The organism is Caulobacter sp. GW821-FHT11E11 (assembly GCF_058808315.1).
The window spans coordinates 244,529-268,184 of sequence record NZ_JBXARO010000002.1; the positions used below are offsets into that span (position 1 = coordinate 244,529).

The window sequence follows — 23,656 nt, forward strand, 5'->3', positions numbered from 1 at the left end:
TCGGCCTGTGACACGGCGGACTGATGGCGCACTGGAAACGACGCGGCGGGAAGGGCGTGGCCTTGGTCGTGAGCCTCGGCGCGCACGTTGCGGCCGTGGCGGTGCTGATGGCCGCCCATGTGACGCCGCCGGCGCCTGAGCCCCAGTCGATCATGGTGTCGCTGGTCGATCCCCCGCCGCCTCCGCCACCACCCCTTCCGCCACCGCCCGCGCCGCACGACGCCCCGAAGTCGCCGGTGAAGGCGCCGACCAAGCCGCCGTCGCCCGAGAAGCCCAAGGACAAGCCCAAGGCCGCGCCACGCTCGCCGCTACGGGTGACCAAGGCGCCGCCCAAGAATGTTCCGACCCTGGTCGCCAGCCGCGATCCGTCGCCCAGTCCGATGATGGGCCTGGGCGATTCCGAGTTGCGGGGCGCGGCGACCGCCGGTCCAGGCAGTGGCGGAGGCGGTGGCGGGGATGGCTGCGACATGGTCCGGCTGCTGCAGGAGGGCCTGCGCAAGAACCCCCGGGCCCGCGCCTCGCTGCTCCGGGCTCACAGCGCCACGGTCGGCGCAGGCCGCGCGCCCTTGGTGTGGAGCGGCGACTGGGCGCGGGTGACGGGCGAGGAGGGTGATGGCCTGGCCGGTCTGCGCGAGATGATCATGATGGAGGTCGCCTTCGCGCCCGCCGCCTGTCGCGCCGAGCCGATGCGGGGCCTGGTGCTGATCTCGCTGAACGATGGTCCCGGCGGCGCGCGTTTCGCCCTGGGCGGCGGTCACTGGCGGTGGTCGGACCTGCTGTTCGCCAAGGGCGCGCGGCGCGGCGGCTAGAGGCGTTCCAGCAGGTAGAGGCAGCCGGCGGTGACGTCCGCGCCTTCGCGACGCAGCGGGATTTCCTGGTGCTCGAGGATCCGGAAGCCGGAGGCGCTGGCCCGGACATAGGCGTCGCCATGGGCGTAGCGGGCCGAAGGTAGCAGGGTCCAGCCGTCCTGACCCAGCTCGGTGCTCACCGCCATCAGGCCCCCTGGCGCCAGCGCCGCCGCGGCGGCGGCGAACAAGGGCGCGAGGTCGCCAAAATAGATCAGCACGTCGGCGGAAAGGATCAGGTCGAAGGCGCCGGGGTTGCTCTCCAGGAAGGCCACGGCCTCGTCCTGGACCAGGGCGTAGTAGCCGCCGCGCTCGGCGGCCTTGGCCAGCATGCCGGAGGATAGATCGACGCCCGTCAGCCGGCCGCCGAACCGCTTGAGGTGTGGCCCGGCCAGGCCCGTGCCGCAGCCCAGGTCCAGGATGCGGTCGAACTGTTGGCGGCGGATGGCGACCATGTCGGCCAGCAGGGCGGGGGCATCGTAGCCCAGCATATCGACCAACTGGTGGTCGAAACGCTCGGCAAAACCGTCGAACAGCGCCTCGACGTAGGACGCCGGAGCCTTGTCGATGCCCGGCTCGACCAGCACCCGCAGCTCGTGCGCCCGGATCGTGTCGGCGGGGTCGCGCGCCTCCAGCCACGCGCCCAGGGCGCGGGCGGCGTCCAGGCGCTGGAAGGCCACCAGGATGCCGAAGCTCTCGCGCGCCACCGTTTCGGGATCCTCGGCGTCGGGGCCGGCGATGCGGGCGTAGAGGTCGAGGGCCTCCTGCGCCGAGGCGTCGTCGAGGGCGGCATAGGCGGCGGCGCGGGCCCAGGTCAGGCGGGCGCCTTCAGGCACGGGTTCGACCGCCTCGGCGGCGGCGAAGGTCGCGGCGGCGCCGGCGAAGTCGCCGGTCAGGAACTGGGCCTGGGCCAGACATTGGTAGCGGATTGGCTCGGCGTCCGGCGCGGCAGAGGCGAGGGCCAGCGGCTCGACGGCTTCGGCGAAACGCCTGGTTTGCATCAGAGCCAGGCCCAGGCCGAACAGGGCCTCGTCGTGGCCGGGGCTCATGACCAGCACGGCGCGGAAGGCGGCCTCGGCGTCGTCCAGCCGGCCCTCAGCGCTGGCGGCGACGGCGACGCCGAACATGTCTTCGATGGCCTGGGCTTCCATGGACGCTCCCTCCGACTCGGAAGGACGTTAGACGCCAGCGGCCATGCCGCCGTCCAGCAGTTCTGCACGGCCCGCGAGACTGAGCTCAACCAAGGCCGCCATGACCGCTGAAGTCGGGGCGCCGGCCGCCCGCACCAGGTCGTTGCGCGAGACGGGCGTGGGCGAGAGCAGGGCGGCGACCCTTTCACGCAGGGCGTCGTGGTCGATGTCGGCGTCAGCTTGCGCCTCGTAGCCTCGATCGCGTTCGCGCAGGTGAATCTGGCCCGACAACGAGCGCAGCACGTCCTCGGCCCCCTCGCACAGGATCGCGCCCTGGCGGATCAGGTCGTTGGTGCCCTTGGAGCGCGGATCCAGCGGCGAGCCGGGCACGGCGAAGACGTCGCGGCCCTGCTCGGCGGCCAGGCGGGCGGTGATCAGCGAGCCGGACTTCAGCTCGGCCTCGACCACCACGACGCCGCACGACAGGCCCGAGATGATGCGGTTGCGGCGCGGGAAGTCCTTGGCCTGGGCGCGGCGGTCGGGCGCGCTTTCGGAGACGATGCAGCCCTCGGCGGCCAGGCGCGCGTGCAGCTTGTCGTGTTCGGGCGGATAGACGTCGCCGACCCCGCCGCCCAGCACGGCGATCGTGCCGGTGGTCAAGGAGCCTTCGTGCGCCGCCCCGTCGATGCCGCGCGCCAGTCCCGAGACCACGACATAGCCGGCGGTTCCGAGATCCGTAGCCAGCTGGCGGGCGAAACGCTGGCCGGCCGCCGAGGCGATCCGCGCCCCGACGATGGCCAGGCTGGGTTCGGAGAGCAGTTCGGCCCGACCCAGCGCCCAGATCACGGGCGGCGGCGGATCCAGGGCGGCCAGGCGCGGCGGGAAGTCGGGCTCGCAGCCGCAGATCAGCCGCGCGCCCATCTTGGCGCCGGCTTCCAGCTCCTGCTCGATCGCCTCGCGCGGCGGCAGGGACAGCGGCACGGCGCGGCCACCGCGTCGGGACAGGTCGGGGAGGGCGGAAAGCGCCCGCTCGGGCGTGCCGTAGCGGGTGATCAGGTGCTCGAAAGCGACGGGGCCGACGGTCTCGGTGCGCGCCAGGCGCAGCCAGGCGAAACGCTGGATGTCCGAGAGCCGGCCCGGCGTCACGGCGCGTCGGCGACGGGCGGGGGCGCCGCGTCCTTCTTCTTGCCGATCCTGGGCTCCTGGCCCTTGAGCAGGCGGGCGATGTTCTCGTGGTGGCGGATGAAGATCAGCACGGCCATGAACAGGCCCAGCGCCACCATCGGATAGGGCTGGTCGAAGGCCAGGGCGAACGGCGCGGCCAGGACGGCGGCGGTCAGGGCGGCCAGCGAGCTGATGCGCAGCAGGAACGCCATGGCCAGCCAGGTCGCGCCGGCGGCGAGGCCCACCGGCCAGCACGCGCTGAGCAGCACGCCGTAGAAGGTGGCCACGCCCTTGCCGCCCTTGAACTTCAGCCAGACCGGGAACAGGTGGCCCAGGAATGCCGCGCCACCGGCCAGGGCGATTACCGCCGCGTTGCCGTGGGTCAAGTAGCGCGCCAGCAGCACCGCCACCACGCCCTTGCCGGCGTCGCCCAGCAGGGTGATGGCCGCCAGGTCCTTGCGGCCCGAGCGCAGCACGTTGGTCGCGCCGATATTGCCCGAGCCGATCTGCCGGATGTCGCCGGCCCCGCCCAACCGCGTGGCGATAAGCCCGAACGGGATCGACCCGAGCAGGTAGCCGCCGACGATGGTGATGGCGAGCGTCAGATAGGTGGCGGCGACGAGATCTTGCACGTTTCGACCCTAAGGCGAGTTGCGCGCGAATTCAACCGCTGCGCAAGCGAGAGTTGTGGCGTTAGGTGTAGTGCAGACTCGGGGGGAGGGCAAAAGCGGCGTTTCAGCTCACGAACTCTCGTGCATCGGGCTCAAGCGCTGGACGACGGCCGCACACAGCAGGCCGGCGATGAGGCCGCTGGCGCCAAGCACCGTCGCCGCCGCGAAGAGTAAATAGCCCGTTTCGTCGAGGTTCTTGAACGGAAGAAGCAAGAACAGGGCGGAAATCGCCGAGATCAGCCCATACGCGACAGCGCTGCGAATACGGGGGAGCGCTCTGCCTGGCAGGATCTGAAGGATAATCACTGTCAGGACGGCCGGAATCAGGCCCTCCAGGGCGGCGGACCCGATCAGGGATATCCATTCGACTGCTGAGCCGCCCCACAACGGTCCCGCGTAGCTCTGGGTCAGGACAGCCACGGCGAGGACCGCCGGCAGCACCGCGCCCAGGATCGGACCCAGGACGGCATAGACGGCGAAAGTCCGCCAACGCGCGCTCACGGCTTGCGTCGGCGCGGCCATCACCCCTCCGCCCGGTGCACCACGCGGCCGTCGACCACCGTCATCAGCACTTGGCCTTGCAGCCGGCGCCCGTCGAACGGCGAGTTCTTGGACTTGGACAGCAGCCTCGCCGCGTCGACGATGATCGGGGCGTCGATGTCGCACAGCACCAGATCGGCCGGAGCGCCCGGCGCAATGCGACCGCCGCGCAGGCCCAGCAGTTCGGCCGGGGCGAGGGTGACGGCGCGGATCAGGTCGACCAGGGCGATGCGTTCGTCGTGGTAGAGGGACAGCATCGCCGGCAGCAGGGTTTCCAGACCCACGGCGCCCGGCGCGGCCTCGTCGAACGGCAGGCGCTTGTCCTCGGCCGGGGCCGGGTTGTGGGCCGAGACGACGATGTCGATCAGGCCGCTGGCCAGGGCCTCGATCAGCGCCTGACGGTCGTCCTCGCCGCGCAGGGGCGGGTTCAGCTTGGCGAAGGTGCGGTAGTCGCCGATGTCCAGCTCGTTGAAGGACAGGTGGTTGATCGACACCGAGGCGCTGATCCGCAGGCCTTTTTTCTTTGCGCGAGCAAGCGTCTCCAACGCTTGGGCCGAGGTGATCTGGTCGACCAGCAGCTTGCCGCCGGTGGCTTCCAGCAGGGCGACATCGCGCTCCAGCATGATCCGCTCGGCCATCGGCGAGATCGAGGGCAGGCCCATGCGGCCGGCGAATTCGCCGCCGATCGCCGCGCCGCCCCTGGCCAGCCACGGGTCCATCGGACGGTGGGCCAAGAGCGTGTCGAAGCCCTTGGCGTAGGTCAGGACGCGCTGCATGACCTTGCTGTCGACAATGGGTTTGCCCGCGTCGGTGATGTAAACGCAGCCGGCCTCGCGCATCAGGCCGATCTCGGCCATCTGCTCGCCGGCCAGGCCCTTGGTCGCCGCGCCGGCCACGAGGATGCGGGCGCTGTCGATGTCACGGGCCCGGCGCAGGATGAAGTCGACGACGCTGGGATCATCGATGGCCGGGGCCGTGTCGGGTTGGACGACCATCGAGGTCACCCCGCCGGCCGCCGCGGCTTTCGCCGCCGACGCCAGGGTTTCCTTGGTCTCGGCGCCGGGCTCGCCGGTGCGGACGCGCAGGTCGATCAGGCCGGGCGCCAGCAAGGCGCCGCCGCAGTCGACGACCCGCACGGCCTTGGACAGCTTGCCGAACTCGCGGCCTTTGGCGACGTCGCTGATGACGCCTTCTGAGACGATGACGCCGCCGGGGCCGTCATAGCCGCTTTCCGGATCGACCAAGCGGGCGTTGACGAGAGCAAGAGGCTGCGGGGCGGTCATTGGCCGACCTTTTCGATGCGCGCGGCAAGGCTGGTCAGCACCGCCATCCGGGCGGCGACGCCCATCTCGACCTGGTCCTGGATCAGGCTGACGGCCGGATCATCAGCCACGTCGCTGTCGATCTCGACGCCCCGGTTCATGGGGCCGGGGTGCATGACCTTGGCCCCCGGCGCGGCGCGGGCCAGCTTTTCGCGGTCCAGGCCGTAGAAGCGGAAATATTCGCGGGTCGAGGGCACGAAGGCGCCCTGCATCCGCTCCAGCTGCAGGCGCAGCATCATGACCACGTCGGCGCCGGCCAGGCCCGACTTCATGTCGTGATGGACGGTGACGCCCCAGCGCTCGGCCTGAGCCGGCATCAGGGTGGGCGGACCGACCAGGCGCACGCTGGCGCCCAGGGTGTGCAGCAAGGCGACGTTCGAGCGCGCCACGCGGCTGTGCAACACGTCGCCGCAGATCGCCACGGTCAGGCCCGAGACGCGGCCGAAGGCGCGGCGGATCGACAGGGCGTCCAGCAGGGCCTGGGTCGGATGCTCGTGCTGGCCGTCGCCGGCGTTGATGACGTGGCCGCTGACCTTCTGCGACAGGAGCGAGGCCGCGCCCGACGAGGCGTGGCGCACCACCAGCAGGTCGGGCCGCATGGCGTTCAACGTGACCGCCGTGTCGATCAGGGTCTCGCCCTTGGCCACCGAAGAGGTCTTGGGGTTCATGTTGACGACGTCGGCGCCCAGCCGCTTGCCCGCCAGCTCGAACGAGCTCTGGGTGCGGGTGCTGTTCTCGAAGAACAGGTTCATCAGCGTCCGGCCATGCAGCAGGTCCAGGCTCTTGGACGTCTGCCGGTTGAAGGCGACGAAGGCGTCGGCCAGGTCCAGCAGGTCGGTGGCCTGAAGCGCGTTCAGGTCGCCGGCGGACAGGAAGTGGCGTTTGGGGAATTCGAAGACGCGGGCGCGGATGGTCTCGATGGCCGCGCGGGCAGGGTCATGGGCTGAAGCCGTCATGAGCCCGCGTCATAGGCGGCTTTGGGGGGGAAGGGAAGCTGTGGCGCCGTTCGCTCCACAGCTACCGGGATAATCAGAGCCCCCGCAGCCGCTCCAGCGCCCCCTGCAGGATCCACCCGGCCGCCATCTTGTCCACGACCTCGTCCCGGCGCTTGCGAGACACGTCATGCTCATCGATCAGCACCCGGGTCACCGCCGCCGTCGACAGGCGCTCGTCCCAGAAGGTGATGGGGAGGTCGGGCTTGAGGCGTAGCAGGTTCCTCGCCAGCGCCCGGTTGGACTGGCACCGAACCCCCTCCGTGCCGTCCATGTTCATCGGCAGGCCGACGACGATGCCGAGGGCGCCGCGGCTGTCCATCAGCTTGAACAGCTGCTCGGCGTCCTTGCTGAACTTGGTCTTTTCGATCAGGGCCAGGGGGCTGGCGACCGTGCGGGTGATGTCGGAGACGGCCACGCCGATGGTCTTCTCGCCGGGGTCCAGGCCCACGATCGGTGCGTGTTGGGGGAGGGCGGCGGCGAAGTCGGCGATGTCGAGAACGGGCATGGCTCTCTTTATCAGGAGCCGCGCCGCTTGAAACCTAGCCCGTGGGCAGCTAACCCACGCACTCGAATTTCAGGAGATCCTCATGGCCATTGACGCCGCCACGGTGCGGAAGGTCGCCCGGCTCGCCCGCATCGCCGAACCCGAAGAGCGCCTGGAAGGGCTGGCTCAGGAACTGAACGGCATCATGACGTGGATCGAGCAGCTGGCCGAGGTCGACACCGACGGCGTCGAGCCGCTGACCAGCGTCGTGGCCGCCGGCCTGCCGCTGCGCGAGGACGTCGTCACCATGGGTGGCGATCCGGCCCGCGTGACCAGCAACGCGCCCAAGTCGATCAACAACTTCTTCGTCGTGCCGAAGGTCGTGGAATAATGAGCCTGACGAAGCTGACCCTGACGGCCGCCGTCGACGGCCTGGCCAAGCGTGAATTCACCTCGGTCGAACTGACCAAGGCCCACATCGAGGCCATCGAAGGCGCGCGTGGCCTGAACGCCTACATTCTGGAGACCCCGGAAAAGGCGCTGGACATGGCCGCCAAGTCCGACGCCCGCCGGGCGCTGGGCGAGGCCGGCCCGCTGGAAGGCGCGCCGCTGGGCGTGAAGGACCTGTTCTGCACCGACGGCGTGCGGACCACGGCCTGCTCGAAGATCCTCGAGAACTTCGTGCCGACCTACGAGTCGACCGTGACCAGCCAGCTGTGGCGCGACGGCGCGGTGATGCTGGGCAAGCTGAACCTCGACCAGTTCGCGATGGGCTCGTCCAACGAGACGTCGTACTTCGGTCCGGTGACCAACCCTTGGCGCGCGTCGAACTCGAACAAGGCTCTGACGCCGGGCGGTAGCTCGGGTGGCTCGGCCGCCGCGGTCGCCGCCGACCTGTGCCTGGGCGCGACGGCCACCGACACCGGCGGCTCCATCCGCCAGCCAGCCGCCTTCACCGGCACCGTCGGCATCAAGCCGACCTACGGTCGCTGCTCGCGCTGGGGCGTCGTCGCCTTCGCCAGCTCGCTGGACCAGGCTGGCCCGATCGCCAAGACCGTCGAGGACGCGGCCCTGCTGCTGACGTCGATGGCGGGCCATGACGCCAAGGACTCGACCAGCCTTGACATCGCCGTGCCGGACTTCACCCAGTTCGTTGGCAAGTCGGTGAAGGGCCTGCGCATCGGTATCCCCAAGGAATACCGCGTCGACAACATGCCGGCCGAGATCGAGAAGCTCTGGCAGGACGGCATCGCCTGGCTGAAAGAGGCCGGCTGCGAGATCGTCGACATCAGCCTGCCGCACACCAAGTACGCCCTGCCGGCCTACTACATCGTGGCCCCGGCCGAGGCGTCCTCGAACCTGGCTCGTTATGACGGCATGCGTTACGGCCTGCGCGAGGACGGCGCCAACCTGACCGATATCTACGAGAAGACCCGCGCGTCGGGCTTCGGCGACGAGGTCAAGCGCCGCATCATGATCGGCACCTATGTGCTGTCGGCCGGCTATTACGACGCCTACTATCTGAAGGCCCTGAAGGTGCGTCGCCGCATCGCCGAGGACTTCGACAACGCCTGGGAAAAGTGCGACGCGATCCTCACCCCGACCGCGCCCTCCGCGGCGTTCGGCCTGGGCGAGAACAGCAACGACCCGATCGCCATGTATCTGAACGACGTCTTCACGGTGACGACGAACCTGGCGGGTCTGCCGGGCCTGTCCCTGCCGGCCGGCCTCGACGCCAACGGCCTGCCGCTGGGCCTGCAGATCATCGGCAAGCCTCTGGACGAGGGGACGGTGTTCTCGGTCGCCGGGGCGGTCGAGAAGGCCGCGGGCTTCACGGCGAAAGCCGAGAAGTGGTGGTAAAATGAAAAGGGGGGCTCCTCGCGGAGCCGCCCTTCTTCGTTATCGAGGGTGTGGGACCCTTTGGATTACATCGGCGCGACCGGTTCGGCCGGGGTCGCCGGAGCCGGGGCGGCCGGGGCCGGGATGACCAGCGGGGCCGGCTCGGCGATCGGGGCGCTCACGGCAGCCGGAGCGGCCGGGACCGTGGCGCTGACATTGGCCGAGGCGTTTTCGGCGGCCGGGGCGCTTTCGCGGACCGGAGCGGCGCGGCGAGCGACCGGGCGGGCCGGAGCCGAGGTGCGAGCCGGGGCCGTACGGGCGACCGGAGCGGGCTCAGCGGCGGCCAGTTCGGTCGGCTGCGGGATGGGCGCCGGGGTCGCGGCGGTGCTCGACGGGACCGGCGTGGCGCTGGCCGGCGGCGGGCTTTCGGCGGCGGCGGTCTTCAGCGAGGCCGGATCGGTCGGAGCCTCGGCGCGGTTGGCGCTCATCCCCCAGATCAGGGCGCCGGCGGCGACGGCCAGAACCGGAACGCCGATCATCAGCGGCAGGTTGTTGCTCGCCTTCTTCTTGGCGGTGCGAGCATAGATCGGCTGAGCGGGAAACAGAGCCGAAGCATTGGGATCAGCCGCGACGACCGGTTCCGGAGCGTCGAAGTTCAGAGTGGGGCGGGTAGTATAAGCGGTGGGCATTTCTACCTCCGTGAGTGAGCTGTTCGAGGAAATGAACGGTGCGATAACTCAGCGGTTCCCTTGCCTCGCAATGGCGCCGGATTTGACTCAATCCCGCCTTATTCAAGGAAGTGGCAAATCGAACGGTTCAGCTCACGGGAAGAGACCACAAAGCCTTGCTGGCTTTGGGTCGCAGAAGATGCCTTCGGTGACGTCCCAGAGCTTTTCGGCCCCGGTCCGCTTGATGTAGAGAGACGGCCATGACGCAAGATTCCAAAGTGATCCAAGGCCGCACCGGCCCCTGGGAAATGGTCCTCGGTCTCGAGGTGCACGCTCAGGTCGCCAGCAAGTCCAAGCTCTTCTCGGGCGCCGCCGTCGGTTTCGGCGCGGGTCCCAACGAGCAGGTCAGCCTCGTGGACGCGGCCATGCCGGGCATGCTGCCGGTCCTCAACAAGTTCTGCGTCGAGCAGGCGGTGAAGACGGGCCTGGGCCTGAAGGCGCAGATCAATCTGAAGAGCCGCTTCGACCGCAAGAACTACTTCTATCCGGATCTGCCGCAGGGCTATCAGATCAGCCAGTTCGACCAGCCGATCGTCGGCGAGGGCGTCGTCACGGTCGAACGCGACGACGGCACGACCTTCGACGTACGCATCGAGCGCCTGCACCTGGAACAGGACGCGGGCAAGTCGCTGCACGACCAGGATCCGAACGCCACCTATGTCGACCTGAACCGCGCGGGCACGGCGCTGATGGAGATCGTCTCCAAGCCCGACATGCGCACCTCGGAAGAGGCGGCCGCCTACGTGAAGAAGCTGCGGACGATCCTGGTCTATCTGGGCACCTGCGACGGTGACATGGACAAGGGCAACCTGCGCGCCGACGTCAACGTCTCGGTCTGCCGCCCGGGCGCCTATGAGAAGTTCCGCGAGACCGGCGACTTCAAGCACCTGGGCACGCGCTGCGAGATCAAGAACGTCAACTCGTACCGCTACATCCAGCAGGCCATCGAGTACGAGGCCCGTCGCCAGATCGAGATCCTGGAAGACGGCGGCAAGATCGACCAGGAGACCCGCCTGTTCGACCCGACCAAGCTCGAGACCCGCTCGATGCGGAGCAAGGAAGAGGCGCACGACTATCGCTACTTCCCCGATCCGGACCTGCTGCCGCTGGTGCTGGACGCGGCTTGGGTGAAGGACCTGGAAGCGACCCTTCCGGAGCTGCCGGACGCCAAGAAGCTGCGCCTGCAGAGCCAGTACGGCCTGTCGGCCTATGACGCCGGCGTGCTGATCATCGAGAGCGATCGCGCCGACTACTTCGAGGCGGCAGCCAAGGGCCGTGACGCCAAGCTGGTCTCCAACTGGGTGACCAACGAGCTGCTGTCGAAGCTGTCGGCGAACGGCCACGAGATCGCCAACTCGCCGCTGCCGTCGTCGGACATCGCCCAACTGGTCGAGCTGATCGAGAACGGCACCATCTCGTCGAAGATCGCCAAGGAGGTCTTCGAGCACATGTGGGCCGGCGAAGGTCGCCCCTCGGAGATCGTCGAGAAGCGCGGCCTGGTGCAGATCAACGACACCGGGGCCATCGAGAAGGCCATCGACGACCTGATCGCCAGCAATCCCGACAAGGCCGAGGCCGTGAAGGACAAGCCGCAGGCCCTGGGCTGGTTCGTCGGCCAGGTCATGAAGGCCACGGGCGGCAAGGCCAACCCCGGCACGGTCAACGAGCTGCTGCGCAAGAAGCTCGGCGTCGTCGAATAGGCGAAGCGACCATCCAGAAATGACGAGGGCCCGCGGTGGAAACCGCGGGCCCTTCTTCGTTGATGCGAACTTTTATTATTGGGGCTGAGCGGGCGCCGCCGGGTCATCGGCGTGCTTCTTATGCTTCTTGGACTTCTTCTCGGTCTTCTCGTCGGCGGCCGGGGCCGTCGGCTCCTGGGTGGCCGGGGCGGTGGCCGAGCTCGGCGTGCCGGCGCTGTCGGCCGGAGCGGCGCTCTCGGTGGCCGGCGGCGCGGCCTGGGTCGACGGATCGCTCGCCGGCGGCGTCGCGGTCGTCGGGGCTGGGCTCGTCAGGCTGGGTTGCGGATCGGCGGGCGTGGTCTGCGGCGCCGTCGTCTGGGCCAGGGCGGAGCCGGCATAGGCGGCGGCAGCCAGAGTGAGCGCGGCGGTGGTGATGCGCAGGGTCTTCATTGGGTCATGACCGTGTTGCTGCAGCGTCGGACTGTGACGCGAGGCCAACGCTGACGGGGCAATGCGGTCGAAATGACTTCGCAATCTGGCGTTTAGGCCGCACACGCGGCGAGCTTGCGGCGCTTGTGGCGGCAAAACGGCGTCCCAGGCATTGCCCAGGACGCCGTCGGGGTAGTCTTAGAAGCTGTCAGGTCTAGTGATTGGCGATGACGTCGAAGATCAGGCCGCTGGCGATGGCGGCGAGCACGTAGTCATTGCCAGTCCGGTACCAATAGTAGCCACGCGGCGGGGCGCGCAGGTTGTAGCGGTAGTAATCGTTCACCACATAACCCCGGTCACGATAGTATCCGGGCAGATAGGCGCCGCGCTGCCACGACGAATATCCGGGGCGGAAGCCGGGGCGGCCGTAATAGTTGGCCGGCGGCGGGCCGTAGGACCAACGATTGTTATAATAGTAGCCATTGTGACGGCCGCGATCCCAACGGTCGCCGCGGTCCCAACCGCCGCCACGGCGGTCATCGCGGTCCCAATGACCCCGGTCACGGTCCCGGCCGCGATCCCGGTCGCGGCCATGGTCGCCGCGGTCGCGGTCACGATGTTCCCAGCGGCCGCGATCCTGGGCGGCGGCGTCGGTGGCCGTGAAGGCCAGCGGCCCGGCCACGGAGGCCACGGCGGCGATGGTGAGCAGCAGACGTTTCATCTCGTCTTCTCCTGTTGGTCGGGCGATGCTTGCGGAGCCTCGCCTAGAAACTTCCCTCGACCTTGAAACGCAGAATGTCCGACTTCGGCTGAACCCAGGCTGAACGGCGCGGTCAGGCTTTTCGTCAGGTCACACTTGGCGCGGCGAACGGTCGCGACCATGTTCCGTAACAACGACGATGACAGGGGAGGGAAGGCCGATGAGCCGTCCGATCGAGCTGCACTACTGGCCCACGCCCAACGGCTGGAAGGTCTCCATCGCCCTGGAGGAGATGGGCCTGCCCTACGAGATGATTCCGGTGAACATCGGGACCGGCGAGCAGTTCAAGCCGGACTTCCTGGCCATTAGCCCCAACAACCGCATGCCGGCCATCGTCGACCCCGACGGTCCCGACGGCCAGCCGATCTCGGTCTTCGAGTCTGGGGCGATCCTGCAGTACCTGGCCCGCAAGACCGGCCAGTTCTACGGCGAGACCGAGCGCGACCGCGTCAACATCGACCAGTGGGTGATGTGGCAGATGGGCGGCCTGGGTCCGATGGCCGGCCAGACCCACCACTTCCGTCAGTACGCGCCCTCGATCGTCGCCGACCAGCGCCAGATCGCCTACGGCGCCATCCGCTACACCAATGAGACCCACCGCCTGTACGGGGTGCTCAACAAGCAGCTGGAAGGCCGCGATTTCGTCTGCGGCCAATTGTCCATCGCCGACTTCATGATCTGGCCTTGGATCGTGCCGTGGAAGAACCAGGGCATTATTCTCGATGAGTTCCCCAATTTGAGGACATGGTTCGAGCGGGTCGGCGCGCGGGAAAACGTGCAGAAAGGCTTTAAGCTCGGGGCCGAACTCCGCACGGCAGGGCTGCAAGCGTCGGGAAAAGCGGCCGAAGAGGCCCGCAGAGTCCTGTTTGGGCAGCGCGCTCGTTAAGGGGCTGTATACTGTGATTTAAACCCAGTAATCAGAGTCAATAAACAGTAACGGGGTGCGTCATTTATGCTCTCCGCGCGCTTAACTATATGTTCAGTCGCGGGGGACTTTCCTTCAATCAAGCTCAGAACCGGCAAAACGCTGGGGCGAGCTTGAGAGAGGAGACTGACCCATGATGATGATGCAAGAACCGCCGGCCGCCGTGGTGATGCTGCCGCTGCCGACCGCTGAGTCCACCGGCGACGAGCTGTTCCGTATGGGCCTGCTGTATTCGACCGGTCAGGGCGGCGCGCCGCTGGACTACGTGTCGGCCCACATGCTGTTCAATCTGGCCGCCATGCGCGGTTCGATCGAAGCCAAGACCTACCGCAAGGAACTGTCGCAAGAGATGGCCAGCGACGAAGTCGCCGAAGCCCAGCGTCAGGCTCGCGAATGGCTCGCCCACGGTTGAGCCCGATCTTCGGGCTCAACTGCCAGCCGATCCCGTGGGAGGATCGGCTCAGTTGCCGCCGTTGACGTTGCCGTTGATCGCGTAGCTGAAGCTGATGGGCAGCAGGTCCCGGAAGTACTGCTGCATGAACAGGCCCGCTTCCGACACGCCGCTGCGCGGCACGTAGACGACGTCGAAACGCCGCAGGGGCACCAGATCCGTTCCGCCGGGACGCGTCAGCCCTGAGAGCAGGTCCGCCGTCCGCAGCATCGCCCGTCCATCGGGGCCGCGACGAATGATCACAACCTGATTGCGCTTGGCGCCGTTGGTGAAGCCACCGGCCTGGATGACCGCGCGCAGAGCGTCGCCGTCGCCCGCCATGTCGAACACGCCGGGGTTCTTGACCTCGCCGCCGACGAACACCTTGAGTGGCTGCGTCGATTTGACCGACACCTGAACCTGCGGCCGCAGCAGCGTGCCGGCATAGGCTTGGCTGATCGAGCCTTGCAGCTCCTCGATCGTGCGATCGGCCGCCATCACCGGCTGGGCCAGGGGCAGGCTGATCCGCCCGTCCGGCTGCACCGTCGCGGTCTTGCTCAGTTCGGGGGCTGACGGCACCGAAACCTCGACCTCATCGCCCGGATAGAACCGGTACGACGGCTCGGATTCGCTCCAGTCGGCGTAACCGATATTAGAGAAGTTCGCGCTAGGTCTGGGACCTGGCGTGATCGGCTCGGCGTCGATGTGGCCGCAGGCGGAAACTCCGCCGGCCAGCAGGACCACGGCCCAGACTACCTTGAGGCTGACCGTCATGAGATGCGTGCGACGTTGCATGCGACAAGTCTTAACAGGAATGGGTAACGAACCCTTAAGGCCGGCCGCCCCAGGGTGCGAGGCAGATTGAACCGCTTGGATTCGTATGTCGACGAGCGCCTGGACCAGCGTGCCGCACGACTCGCCGCCTAGAATGGCCGCGGGGCTCGGTGGCGCGCGTCCGAAATACGCCCCGACCGACTTCGTCACGCTGCTCTGGCGTGAGCGATTCCTGATGCTTGTCGTCTTCCTCGTGATCGTCGTCGCGGGCTTCGCCTTCGCCACCACGCTGAAGAAGAACTACACGGCCGAGAGCAGCCTCTTCGTCCGCCTGGGCCAGGAATATGTTTACGAACCCCGCGCCGGTGACGCCGGCCGTGGCGCTGTGCCCAACATCGATGAAGTCATCCAGTCGGAAGCCGAGATCCTGGGCAGCGGCGAGCTGCGCGAGCGGGTGATCCGCAAGATCGGCTTCGCCAAGATCTTCCCGAAACACGCCGCCAAGTACGCCAGCGCGACCCCCGAGGGTAAGCGCAAGCTGATCATGGAAGGCCGTGACTCGATCGGCAAAAGCCTGAAGATCCAGACCGCGCCGGACAACTCGATCATCCGCCTGGGCTTCCAGAGCGACGATCCGGAAATGGCCGAGAAGGTGCTCAACACCCTGCTCGAAGAGTATCTGGTCTATCGCCGCAGCCTGCTGATCGGCGGCGATAGCGATATCCTGCAGCGCCAGCGCGGCATCTTTTCGCAGAAGCTGGCCGAGGCCGACACGGCCTACCAGTCGTTCCTGACGACCAACGACATCGGCGACTTCACCGCCCAGAAGACGACGCTGACCCAGCTGCAGGCCCAGGTCGAGCAGCAGAAGTATTCGATCGACGCCCAGCTGCAGGACCGCGTGGGCCGCCTGGCGTCGGTGGAGGCCGAGCTGGCGCACACGCCGGCCGAGGCGATCCTCTATCGCGACATCGACATGTCGGCCTCGACCAAGCTCGCCGCGTTGAAGCTGGATCGCGAAGGTCTGCTGGCCCGCTACACGCCTGGCGCCGCGCCGGTGCAGGACATCAACGCCCAGATCGCCCAGCTGGAAGCCGGTCTCGCCGCCGGCCGCACCAATGGCGAGGGTGCGCGTCGCAGCGGCCCGAACCCGATCTGGCAGACCCTGACCACCACCCGCAACGATCTGCGGGCCGAGGTCGCGGCCCTGCAGCAGTCGCAGGCCGCCTACGCCCAGCAGGTCACCGACGTGAACACCCGCCTGCTGCGCCTGGCCGGGCTGGAGCCGCAGTTCAACGAGCTGTCGCGCGACCGCGACGTCCTGTCCACGAACGTTCGCGACTTCACGATCAAGGAACAGCAGGACGAAGCCCAGCGGCAGATGTCGACCGAGAGCAGCGACAACATCCGCATCGTCCAACGCGCCGTCGCGCCGACCACGGGCAAGAGCCTGAAGAAGCCGGTGCTGATGCTGGCCATCATGTTCGCAGCTTTCACCGCCCTGTGCGCCGGCCTGGTCCGCATGTTCCTGCGGCCTGGCCTGCAGACGCCGGAATCGGCTTCGCGCACCCTGGGCATGCCCGTCCTGGCCACCGCCGGCGTCAAGCGGTGAGCTGTTTCGTCGCCTTCCGCCGACAGGGTTAATGTCGCAAGTTGCGGGCTTCTGAGTACGCGGCGATTCGTTAGATGGTCGATTTGAACGTCGAGATGACCGAGCTTTGGGGGGCGCTAGGCGCGCCGCCGGCCGGCCGTCCGCACGTCATCCAGTTCGTGTCCGCCCGCAGGGGCGAGGGGACCTCGACGGTCGCCCGCGAATTCGCGCGTTTCGCCTCGCGCCGCGCGGGTCGCAAGACCTGGCTGATCGACCTGGACCTCAACAGCCCCAGCCAGTTCCGCGAGCTGGCCTCCGAGCCGGCCCGCTTCGGTCCGATGGGGCCGCCGGTCGCCGCTTCGCCCGATGGCTCGGTCTTCTTCACCGTCCAGCCGCCCGCGCCCCGCGCCGAGGGCGGCGTGTGGCCGGACGCCAAGTACCTGACCGGCCACAGCGTCGGCGGGCCGCGCCTGTGGGTCGCGCGCTTCAACCGCGAAGCCCTGCGCGGCCGCCAGCAGGCGCACATCATTCCGTCGGCGGACTATTGGCGGGCGCTGCGCAAGCACGCCGAGGTCATCGTCGTCGACAGCCCGTCCATCGATCGCTCCCATGCCGGCCCCACCGTGGCCCAGCATATGGACCAGACGGTGATGGTCGTCTCGGCCGACCAGCCCGACGTGCGCCAGCCGGCCATGCTGCGTGACGCGCTCACCGCCGCCGGCGGTCGCTGCGCGGGTATGTTCTTCAACAAGGTCACGGTCGAGCCGCCCGGCTTCCTGAAGGCGATCCTGCCATGACGAGCGTGGCTTCCGGCGCGGCCTGGGACCGCCAGGAGGCCCGGACGCTCGAGCCTTCGCTGCTGACCATCGTCTTCGCCGTGGTCATGCTGCTGATCTACACCGGCGGCTGGCAGCTGCCGATCTTCGGCGAGAAGGCCGACGAGTCCGCCTCGGGCCTGCTGCGCGTGGCCTTCTTGCCGGCCTATGGCTTGGCGTTCCTGCTGATCCTGGGCCGGCCCTGGAACATGGTGCGGGCCACCATCCGGCAGCCATTCCTGATCATCCTGATGGGTGTCGTGGCCGCGTCGATCTTCTGGTCGATCCAGCCTGACGTTTCGATCCGGCGGGGCTTCGCCGTCGGCTGCACCACGCTGTCGGGACTGGCCCTGGCCTCCCGGTTCAAGTGGGTCGACCTGGCGCGGGTGTTCTCGATCACCTTCTGCGTGCTGGTCGTGGCCTGCTACATCGCCTGCATCGCCTTCCCGTCGATCGGCATCATGACCGAGCTCTTCCCCGGCGCCTGGCGAGGCCTGTGGCTGGAGAAGAACTCGCTGGGCGGCATGATGGCCCTGGGCTGCTGCCTGCTGTGCGCCACGGCCCTGCTGGACCCGCGCCACGCCAAGGTCTGGCTGGGCTTCGCGGCGCTGGCGGTAGGCCTGGTGATCATGTCGCAGTCCAAGACCTCGCTGGCCTCGCTGATGTTGGGCCTGATGGCGCTGGGCTTCGTCTGGATCTGCCAGCGCGGACCGGCCTACGCCGCCGCGGCGACCTGGGCCGGCGTGACGGGCTTCCTGATGCTGCTGGCGTTCATCGTCTTCGCTTCGGACATCTTCTTCGGCATCCTGGGCAAGGACGCCACCCTGACGGGCCGGACCCAGATCTGGGAGGCCGCCTTCCGCCAGATCGAGCTGCGACCATGGCTAGGCTATGGCTACGCCGCCGTTTGGAGCGACAAGTCCGGCTGGGGCCCGCTGGCCTGGATCGTCCACGACGCCAAGTTCACTCCGCAGCACGCCCACAATTCGTGGATCGAGCAGCTGGTCGGCATGGGCGTCGTCGGCCTGACCGCCTGGGGATTCTTCTACCTGCAAACCATGGCCGTGGCCCTGATCGCAGTGTTTCGCGACCGAGGGGCCATGCTGGCCTTCCCGTTCCTGATCGTCTTCACCCTGGTCAGCCTGACCGAGAGTATCGCGGTCGTGTACAACGACTTCCGTTGGGCCGTGTTCGTGGCCCTGGCCGCCAAGCTGGCCTTCTCGGATCGCGCCCAGGAAAAGGTCTAGAGCCCGATCCGCTTGGCCCCTTCGGCGACGGTCACGACATCGAAGCCTTCCGCCACCGCCCGGTCGATCAGTCGCTCCAGCGCGCCCGTCGTGCAGCCCCATTGTGAAGGTGCGTCGGCCACGTCGTGGGTGTAGAGGATCAGCCAAGCCTTGCGGGCCTTGGCCTTGTCCAGCCAGCTGTTGGCGACGCTCTCACCGTCCTCGCCCTCGATGCCCACGGCTGGGGCCTGGTTCAGGTCGGCGCCGTCGGCGATCAGGCCGTGGTGCAAAGCGCGCAGGGTCTTGAAGCGGCCTGCCAGGGCCGTCTTGGCCGGCGCGCCGACGTCGCCATAGGGATAGGCGAAGCTGACCGGATCGGGCGCGCCCCATTGGGCCAGGCTCTCGGCGTTCTGGTCGACATCGGCCAGGGTCACGGCCTTGGACGACTGGCCACAGTCGAGGTGCGAGAAGGTGTGACAGGCGATCTCGTGCCCGGCGTCGTGCAGGCGGCGGGCGTCCGCGCCCGTGGCGAAGCGGCCCATCGGGCCGTCACGTCCGGCGAGGCCCGCGGCAAAGTAATAGGTGCCCAGCAGGCCACGCTTCTCCAGCGCCGTGGCGCCAGCCTCGCAGGCCGTGGCGGGGGCGTCGTCGAAGCTGAACGAGACCATCGGCCGCTCCAGCGCCACCTTGGCCGGCCGGCGGTGGGCCAGGCGGATCAGGCGGCGGCGCAGCTTGCCCTTCAGGCTGCGGTCGGGCTCGTAGGCGTCGACCTTCTCGAACGAAGTCTGCATCAGACGGCCTCGATATAAAGGGACGCGCGATACAGCCGCATGGCGAACGCGCGAAGGGAAACGGGAGCAGCCTCGGCCAGGGCGATCGACTTCAGCATCGGCCGCCACACGCCGCGCAGCGGGAAGGGCTTTAGGGCCTTGGCCACCTTGTAGCTGGGATAGGCGCTGACGATGTCGCGGTGGCTCGCCACCACACGGGCGAAATTGGCCGCCGACTGCTCGTACTTGGCGGCCATGGTCGGCGCGGCGTCCAACCCTAAGTGCGTGGCGGTGTTGTCGATGTGCAGGATCGGATGCTGGCGCACGACCCGCATCGCCCACTCGACATCCTCCCAGCCCCAGCCGGCGAAACCTTCGTCGAAGCCGATGGTCTCGAAGACGTCGCGGCGGACCAGCAGGTTGGAGGTGAAGACGTGCTTCTCCGGCGCCTTGGCGCGCTCGGGGGCGGGGGTGCAGTCGCTCCTCAGCGCCATGGCTCGGTGCAGGGCGGTCTCGGGTCGCGGGGGCGTCTGGTCCAGGGTGAAGCCGCCGAACGCCACCGGCGCGCCGCTGTCGGCCACGGCGGCCCATCGCGAGAGGAAGTCTGGGGTGTCGGGCAGCATGTCGCTGTCGAGGAACAGGAAGTGAGCGCCGCGCGCATGGCTGGCCAAGCGGTTACGGCCCTTGGCGCGGCCCTCGTTGCTGGACAGGCGCACGAAGCGGATAGGAACGCGCAGCTTCTCGACCCGGCGGGCGATGCGTTCGGCCAGTTGGTCATCGCCGCCGCCGTCGTCCAGCACCACGATCTCGGCCCCGGCGCCGGGATCGTCCAGGGACTTGAGCAGGGCGACGGGATCGTCGCGGAAGGTCGGGATCAGGACCGACAGGCGCGGCTGCGCCTGGGCCCAGGCGGCGTTCTCGATACGGATTTCGGTGATGGGCGCGGTCATGACGCTTGGGCCCTCCGGTGGAGGATTACAGAAAGCTTGGCCCGCAGGCCGCCGACGTCCAGGCCCAGCACGATCGCGCCATAGACGGCCGCGCCGACGCCGGCCTTCAGGGCCAGCTCCAGGACACCGCCGGGCGAGGGCAGGATCCGCACGACCAGGGCCATGGCGAGGCAGGCCGCGCCGGCCTTGGCCAGCACGTCCCACGGGATCGGCAGCGGGCAGGCGCGGCGACCCAGGGACCATGCCGCGACGGCGCCGATGCCGTAGCTGACCATGGTGGCCCACAGGGCGCCGTCCAGGCCCATGCGCGGGATCAGGACGAGGTTCAGGATCACATTGGCCAGGGCCGGCGCGCTCATGCTGACGATCAGCAGCGGCGTGCGCCGAGCCAGGGTGAAGGCCTGCAGCAGGTAATAGGTCGTGATGCCCGACAGCCAGCCGCTGGCGGCGATCCAGGGCGTCACGTGGCTGGCGCCGACCCGCAGATCCTCGCCGACCATCAGCTCGGCCAGCGGACGGGCCACGAGCGCCAGGCCGACGGCGGCGGGCAGGGTCAATAGGGTCATGAAGCCGGCCTGTTCGCGCGCGGCTTCGGTCAGTGCCGGCTGGCCGCCGCGCTCCAGCGCCGAGATCAGGGCCGGAGCACCGGCCATGCCCAGCCAGATGAAGACGACGTCCAGGGTGCGGCTGCCGAGCGAATAGCCGGCGTGATAGACGCCGACCGTCGCCTCATCCAGGAACGCGCCCAGCAGCAGGCGGTCGGTGCTGGCCAGCACCAGGGCCAGGATCAGCGACAGCGACACCGGCAGGCCGTAGGCGGCGTAGGCCTTGGCGAGACCCTTGTCGAACTTGCCGCCGGCCATCCGCTTCAGCTCGCCCGGCAGCACCAGGACCACGCACAGGGCCGAGATCACGCCGACGCCCAGGATCGGCGCCGCGCCGCCCAGGCCGGTTAAGGCCAGGGCCAGGCCCACGAGGAAGCCGCCCAGGTTCTGGGCCATGGTCAGCATGGCCGCGGCCGACACCTCGCCCGCCGCGCGGCGACGTTCGAGGGCCAGCTTCATCAGGCTGTTGACCAGGGTCGAGGCCAGGGCCGCTACCACGGCGACCTTCAAGGGCGCGTTGAGCGGCAGCAGGGCTACGATGGCGCAGGCCAGGGGCACGACGACGGCCGCGCCGATCCACAGCTTGAACAGGGTGGCGAAGTGATCGGCCAGGCGGCCATCTTCCGTCCGCGTCGCCAGGAAGCGGGCCATGGCCGCCTCGGTCCAGGTCAGCAGGATCGTCTGGGTCAGGCTGCCGACCGAGAAGGCCAGGGCGTAGACGCCGTACTGCGCGGGATCCAGCACGCGCGTGAACAGGACGATGGTGAGCAAGCCCACCACGCCCTGCACCACGTTGACCGGCAGGTAGCCGAGGACCCCGCGCCAGAACATAGCCTGCCGCCTAGCGCACCGCCGACCGATCCCCCAGCAGGCAGGGGATGGTCATGACGATGACGTAGAGGTCCAGCCAGAACGATTGGCGCTCGATATATTCGACGTCCAGGGCGACGCGCAGGCGCACGCTCTCGGCCGTATCGACGGGACCGCGCGAGCCCTTGATGGCGGCCCAGCCAGTCAGGCCGGGCTTCATGCGGTGACGGTGGGCGTATTGCGCGACCAGCTTGGCCGACTCCACGCCGCCGGTCTTCATGCCGATGGCGTGCGGGCGGGGACCGACGATCGACATCTCGCCGCGCAGCACATTGAACAGCTGCGGCAGCTCGTCGAGGCTGGTCTTGCGGATGAACTTGCCGACCTTGGTGACGCGATCGTCGTCGGCGCTGATCTGGCGCGCGGCGCTGGCGTCGGCCATCTCGTGGCGCATCGACCGGAACTTCCAGACGAGGATCTCCTCGTTGTTGAAGCCGTGGCGACGCTGGCGGAAGAAGATCGGGCCGGGGCTGTCCAGCTTCACGGCCACGGCGACGATCAGCATGACCGGACCGGCGACCAGCAGGCCCGCGACCGTGACGGCCAGGTCCTGAGCCCGCTTGATCCAGGCGTGACGCATGCCGGCAGACGCGCCCGACAGCTCGTTCTCGCCGCCAGCCGCGATGCGGGCCAGGGCCGCGTCGTCGTCGGCCTGACCACCCACGTCGATGAAGAGGTTCAGCGGATTGGGCAGGACGCCCAGCTTGTCTACCAGCTGCCGCACGCGGCTCTGGGCCGTCGACTGCACGGCGATCACCACGCGGTCGACATAGGGCATGATGCGGTGGTCGAGCAGGGCGGTCGTGTCGCCCAGCACCGGCACACCCATGATGTTCTCGGGCGCGCGGTCCAGGCGGTCGTCGAACACGCCCAGCACATTGACCTCGCCCGTGCGCATGGCCGCGTCGATCAGGCGCTCGGCATTGGCCGTGGCGCCGACGACGACGATGTTGGGCGTCAGGCGGCCCTGCTGGCGGCCGTTGGCGATCAAGGTCCACCACGCCGCCTGTTGGCCGACCAGAATGCCGGTGGCGGTCAGCAGGGCGCCGAAGGCCGCGGCGTCGGCGCGGCCGGAGGCCAACAGCGCGATCATGCCGACCATCAGTCCGGCGCCCAGCGCCAGAACCGCGCGACCCAGGTGGTGCGTCAGGTCCTGCTTGCGAGGAAAGGCGTAGGCGTCCACGACCCGCAAGGCGATCAGGCACGATACGGCCCACAGCCCCGCGGCCAGCGGATGGCCTTCGAGCGTCAGGGTCACGGCGCCCCCGGCGGCGACCGCGATGTCGATAAAGCGGAAGATGCGCGCCAGCACGCGGGTCTCCAGCCGGGCCCGCGTCGGGATCAGCTGGCCAGGCCGGAACGGCCCCCGCCGCGCCCGACCGGGATCGCCGCCACCGCCTCCGCCCACGCGCCCGGCGACCTCCGTCGAAGCGACAAAGGCCGAGGCGTTTTCGGCGTGAACATGGGTCTGGGAAGCAGGAGGCATGGCGCTCTTCATTGAGAAAACCATGTTCAACCTAGCGTCGCCGTCTGAGCGTCACGTTAACATCGGAATTTTCCGACATCGGCCGTTGTCATCCCGTAGCGAACAGGCTATCCAGCCGCTCCCTCTCAGGAGGAGACGTGGCCGAGAGGCTGAAGGCACCGCTTTGCTAAAGCGGCATACCTCAAAAGGGTATCGAGGGTTCGAATCCCTCCGTCTCCGCCATCCCCTCTATTTCTGATAACTGGTCTTCGACCTCGGCACTTAGATCGCGTGGCTTAGCTTGCGCGTGCGGCTGGGCCTCTACCGGCGGCGCCGTTCGTCTTGGCCCTTGGTGCGAGTGATCAAACCAACTTCGAAACGCTCGTAAAACCTGTCCGGAAAGAGAAGCTGGGCGCCCTGGTGCATTTCGTCACCGCCAATAGCCATGGTGTCGTTAAATTTGACGAAGAAGAGCCGAGCATTTTGCAGCGAATTTGCCCGCAAGTGGGGCGAAAATGTCTGCTGAACACGCAGCAGACGCTGCGTTGCAAAAAAAGGTTGGTTAACAACCTCGGCGGACGGTTGTCGAGCGAACGGCGATTTAGTAAAGGCTTTCCTAAATTTCGGGCAAAGACCCGAGCGCATAGAC

Annotated in this window: 24 protein-coding genes, 1 tRNA gene and 1 pseudogene; 10 read left to right on the top strand and 16 right to left on the bottom strand. The window is 68.2% G+C overall.

Annotated features, from left to right (window positions below):
* Window positions 1-23 precede the first annotated feature (23 nt).
* On the top strand, window positions 24-809 hold the full coding sequence (locus AC1RR5_RS05250; protein WP_492920038.1) for a hypothetical protein: 786 nt from the start codon (window positions 24-26) through the stop codon (window positions 807-809).
* On the opposite strand, the gene AC1RR5_RS05255 is transcribed toward AC1RR5_RS05250, so the two are convergent.
* The 7 genes from AC1RR5_RS05255 to ruvX all read right to left on the bottom strand — a co-directional run bounded on the left by AC1RR5_RS05255 (window position 806) and on the right by ruvX (window position 7,172).
* The gene (locus AC1RR5_RS05255) at window positions 806-1,996 is read right to left on the bottom strand and encodes a methyltransferase domain-containing protein (RefSeq protein WP_492920039.1); all 1,191 of its coding nucleotides are present in this window, start codon (window positions 1,994-1,996) and stop codon (window positions 806-808) included. The two genes, AC1RR5_RS05250 and AC1RR5_RS05255, sit on opposite strands and share 4 nt — an antisense overlap.
* Before the next feature lie 27 nt (window positions 1,997-2,023).
* Complete coding sequence (gene dprA / locus AC1RR5_RS05260) at window positions 2,024-3,121, bottom strand: DNA-processing protein DprA (RefSeq protein WP_492920040.1); 1,098 nt, start codon at window positions 3,119-3,121, stop codon at window positions 2,024-2,026.
* Window positions 3,118-3,771: a glycerol-3-phosphate 1-O-acyltransferase PlsY gene (gene plsY, locus AC1RR5_RS05265; RefSeq protein WP_492920041.1), complete on the bottom strand. Its 654-nt coding sequence runs from the start codon at window positions 3,769-3,771 to the stop codon at window positions 3,118-3,120. Before plsY ends, dprA begins: the two co-directional genes overlap by 4 nt.
* A gap of 108 nt (window positions 3,772-3,879) precedes the next feature.
* Entirely contained in the window at window positions 3,880-4,332 is a 453-nt protein-coding gene (locus AC1RR5_RS05270) for a hypothetical protein (protein WP_492920042.1), read from the bottom strand.
* A complete protein-coding gene (gene pyrC, locus AC1RR5_RS05275) occupies window positions 4,332-5,633 on the bottom strand; it encodes a dihydroorotase (RefSeq protein WP_492920043.1) in 1,302 nt (433 codons plus the stop codon). The genes AC1RR5_RS05270 and pyrC overlap by 1 nt, the downstream gene beginning before the upstream one ends.
* Window positions 5,630-6,628 (bottom strand): aspartate carbamoyltransferase catalytic subunit, encoded by a 999-nt coding sequence (locus AC1RR5_RS05280; RefSeq protein ID WP_492920044.1) that lies wholly within the window; start codon window positions 6,626-6,628, stop codon window positions 5,630-5,632. Before AC1RR5_RS05280 ends, pyrC begins: the two co-directional genes overlap by 4 nt.
* A gap of 73 nt (window positions 6,629-6,701) precedes the next feature.
* Window positions 6,702-7,172, bottom strand: a complete 471-nt coding sequence (gene ruvX, locus AC1RR5_RS05285; RefSeq protein WP_492920045.1) for a Holliday junction resolvase RuvX — start codon at window positions 7,170-7,172, stop codon at window positions 6,702-6,704.
* An 82-nt stretch (window positions 7,173-7,254) separates the two neighbouring features.
* On the opposite strand from ruvX, the gene gatC reads away from it, so the two are divergent.
* Window positions 7,255-7,542 carry an Asp-tRNA(Asn)/Glu-tRNA(Gln) amidotransferase subunit GatC gene (gatC, locus tag AC1RR5_RS05290; protein WP_454760669.1) on the top strand — a complete coding sequence of 96 codons (288 nt, stop codon included), beginning with the start codon at window positions 7,255-7,257 and terminating at the stop codon, window positions 7,540-7,542.
* A complete protein-coding gene (gene gatA, locus AC1RR5_RS05295) occupies window positions 7,542-9,011 on the top strand; it encodes an Asp-tRNA(Asn)/Glu-tRNA(Gln) amidotransferase subunit GatA (protein ID WP_492920046.1) in 1,470 nt (489 codons plus the stop codon). Before gatC ends, gatA begins: the two co-directional genes overlap by 1 nt.
* A gap of 65 nt (window positions 9,012-9,076) precedes the next feature.
* On the opposite strand, the gene AC1RR5_RS05300 is transcribed toward gatA, so the two are convergent.
* Window positions 9,077-9,679: a hypothetical protein gene (locus AC1RR5_RS05300; protein ID WP_492920047.1), complete on the bottom strand. Its 603-nt coding sequence runs from the start codon at window positions 9,677-9,679 to the stop codon at window positions 9,077-9,079.
* Window positions 9,680-9,918: 239 nt separating this feature from the next.
* On the opposite strand from AC1RR5_RS05300, the gene gatB reads away from it, so the two are divergent.
* On the top strand, window positions 9,919-11,418 hold the full coding sequence (gene gatB / locus AC1RR5_RS05305; protein WP_492920048.1) for an Asp-tRNA(Asn)/Glu-tRNA(Gln) amidotransferase subunit GatB: 1,500 nt from the start codon (window positions 9,919-9,921) through the stop codon (window positions 11,416-11,418).
* Window positions 11,419-11,493: 75 nt separating this feature from the next.
* Here the strand turns inward: gatB and AC1RR5_RS05310 are convergent, their stop codons facing one another.
* Complete coding sequence (locus AC1RR5_RS05310) at window positions 11,494-11,847, bottom strand: proteophosphoglycan 5 (protein ID WP_492920049.1); 354 nt, start codon at window positions 11,845-11,847, stop codon at window positions 11,494-11,496.
* A 193-nt stretch (window positions 11,848-12,040) separates the two neighbouring features.
* Complete coding sequence (locus AC1RR5_RS05315) at window positions 12,041-12,547, bottom strand: RcnB family protein (RefSeq protein ID WP_492920050.1); 507 nt, start codon at window positions 12,545-12,547, stop codon at window positions 12,041-12,043.
* Window positions 12,548-12,746: 199 nt separating this feature from the next.
* Here AC1RR5_RS05315 and AC1RR5_RS05320 point away from each other — a divergent pair, with 199 nt between their 5' ends.
* On the top strand, window positions 12,747-13,472 hold the full coding sequence (locus tag AC1RR5_RS05320) for a glutathione S-transferase N-terminal domain-containing protein (protein ID WP_492920051.1): 726 nt from the start codon (window positions 12,747-12,749) through the stop codon (window positions 13,470-13,472).
* A 172-nt stretch (window positions 13,473-13,644) separates the two neighbouring features.
* Window positions 13,645-13,923: a sel1 repeat family protein gene (locus AC1RR5_RS05325; RefSeq protein ID WP_492920052.1), complete on the top strand. Its 279-nt coding sequence runs from the start codon at window positions 13,645-13,647 to the stop codon at window positions 13,921-13,923.
* Between the two features lie 48 nt (window positions 13,924-13,971).
* Here the strand turns inward: AC1RR5_RS05325 and AC1RR5_RS05330 are convergent, their stop codons facing one another.
* A complete protein-coding gene (locus AC1RR5_RS05330) occupies window positions 13,972-14,736 on the bottom strand; it encodes a polysaccharide biosynthesis/export family protein (RefSeq protein ID WP_492920053.1) in 765 nt (254 codons plus the stop codon).
* Window positions 14,737-14,821: 85 nt separating this feature from the next.
* Between AC1RR5_RS05330 and AC1RR5_RS05335 the strand changes: the two are divergent.
* The 3 genes and pseudogenes from AC1RR5_RS05335 (at window position 14,822) to AC1RR5_RS05345 (ending at window position 18,368) form a co-directional block, all read left to right on the top strand.
* A pseudogene (locus AC1RR5_RS05335) lies at window positions 14,822-16,359 on the top strand (Wzz/FepE/Etk N-terminal domain-containing protein).
* Between the two features lie 42 nt (window positions 16,360-16,401).
* Window positions 16,402-17,103 carry a P-loop NTPase family protein gene (locus AC1RR5_RS05340; protein ID WP_492920054.1) on the top strand — a complete coding sequence of 234 codons (702 nt, stop codon included), beginning with the start codon at window positions 16,402-16,404 and terminating at the stop codon, window positions 17,101-17,103.
* On the top strand, window positions 17,100-18,368 hold the full coding sequence (locus AC1RR5_RS05345; RefSeq protein WP_492920055.1) for an O-antigen ligase family protein: 1,269 nt from the start codon (window positions 17,100-17,102) through the stop codon (window positions 18,366-18,368). The genes AC1RR5_RS05340 and AC1RR5_RS05345 overlap by 4 nt, the downstream gene beginning before the upstream one ends.
* Here AC1RR5_RS05345 and hfsH read toward each other — a convergent pair.
* The 4 genes from hfsH to hfsE are packed head-to-tail and all read right to left on the bottom strand — an operon-like array spanning window position 18,365 to window position 23,028.
* Window positions 18,365-19,138, bottom strand: a complete 774-nt coding sequence (gene hfsH / locus AC1RR5_RS05350) for an oligosaccharide deacetylase HfsH (protein ID WP_492920056.1) — start codon at window positions 19,136-19,138, stop codon at window positions 18,365-18,367. The two genes, AC1RR5_RS05345 and hfsH, sit on opposite strands and share 4 nt — an antisense overlap.
* Window positions 19,138-20,067, bottom strand: coding sequence for a polysaccharide biosynthesis protein HfsG (hfsG, locus tag AC1RR5_RS05355; RefSeq protein WP_492920057.1), 930 nt, complete (start codon window positions 20,065-20,067; stop codon window positions 19,138-19,140). The genes hfsH and hfsG overlap by 1 nt, the downstream gene beginning before the upstream one ends.
* On the bottom strand, window positions 20,064-21,503 hold the full coding sequence (gene hfsF / locus AC1RR5_RS05360) for a polysaccharide biosynthesis protein HfsF (protein WP_492920058.1): 1,440 nt from the start codon (window positions 21,501-21,503) through the stop codon (window positions 20,064-20,066). The genes hfsG and hfsF overlap by 4 nt, the downstream gene beginning before the upstream one ends.
* A 10-nt stretch (window positions 21,504-21,513) precedes the next feature.
* Window positions 21,514-23,028 carry a polysaccharide biosynthesis protein HfsE gene (gene hfsE, locus AC1RR5_RS05365; protein WP_492920059.1) on the bottom strand — a complete coding sequence of 505 codons (1,515 nt, stop codon included), beginning with the start codon at window positions 23,026-23,028 and terminating at the stop codon, window positions 21,514-21,516.
* Window positions 23,029-23,159: 131 nt separating this feature from the next.
* Here hfsE and AC1RR5_RS05370 point away from each other — a divergent pair.
* Window positions 23,160-23,250 (top strand) — tRNA-Ser (locus AC1RR5_RS05370).
* Between the two features lie 78 nt (window positions 23,251-23,328).
* On the opposite strand, the gene AC1RR5_RS05375 is transcribed toward AC1RR5_RS05370, so the two are convergent.
* On the bottom strand, window positions 23,329-23,652 hold the full coding sequence (locus AC1RR5_RS05375; RefSeq protein WP_492920060.1) for a hypothetical protein: 324 nt from the start codon (window positions 23,650-23,652) through the stop codon (window positions 23,329-23,331).
* Between the last annotated feature and the right edge of the window lie 4 nt (window positions 23,653-23,656).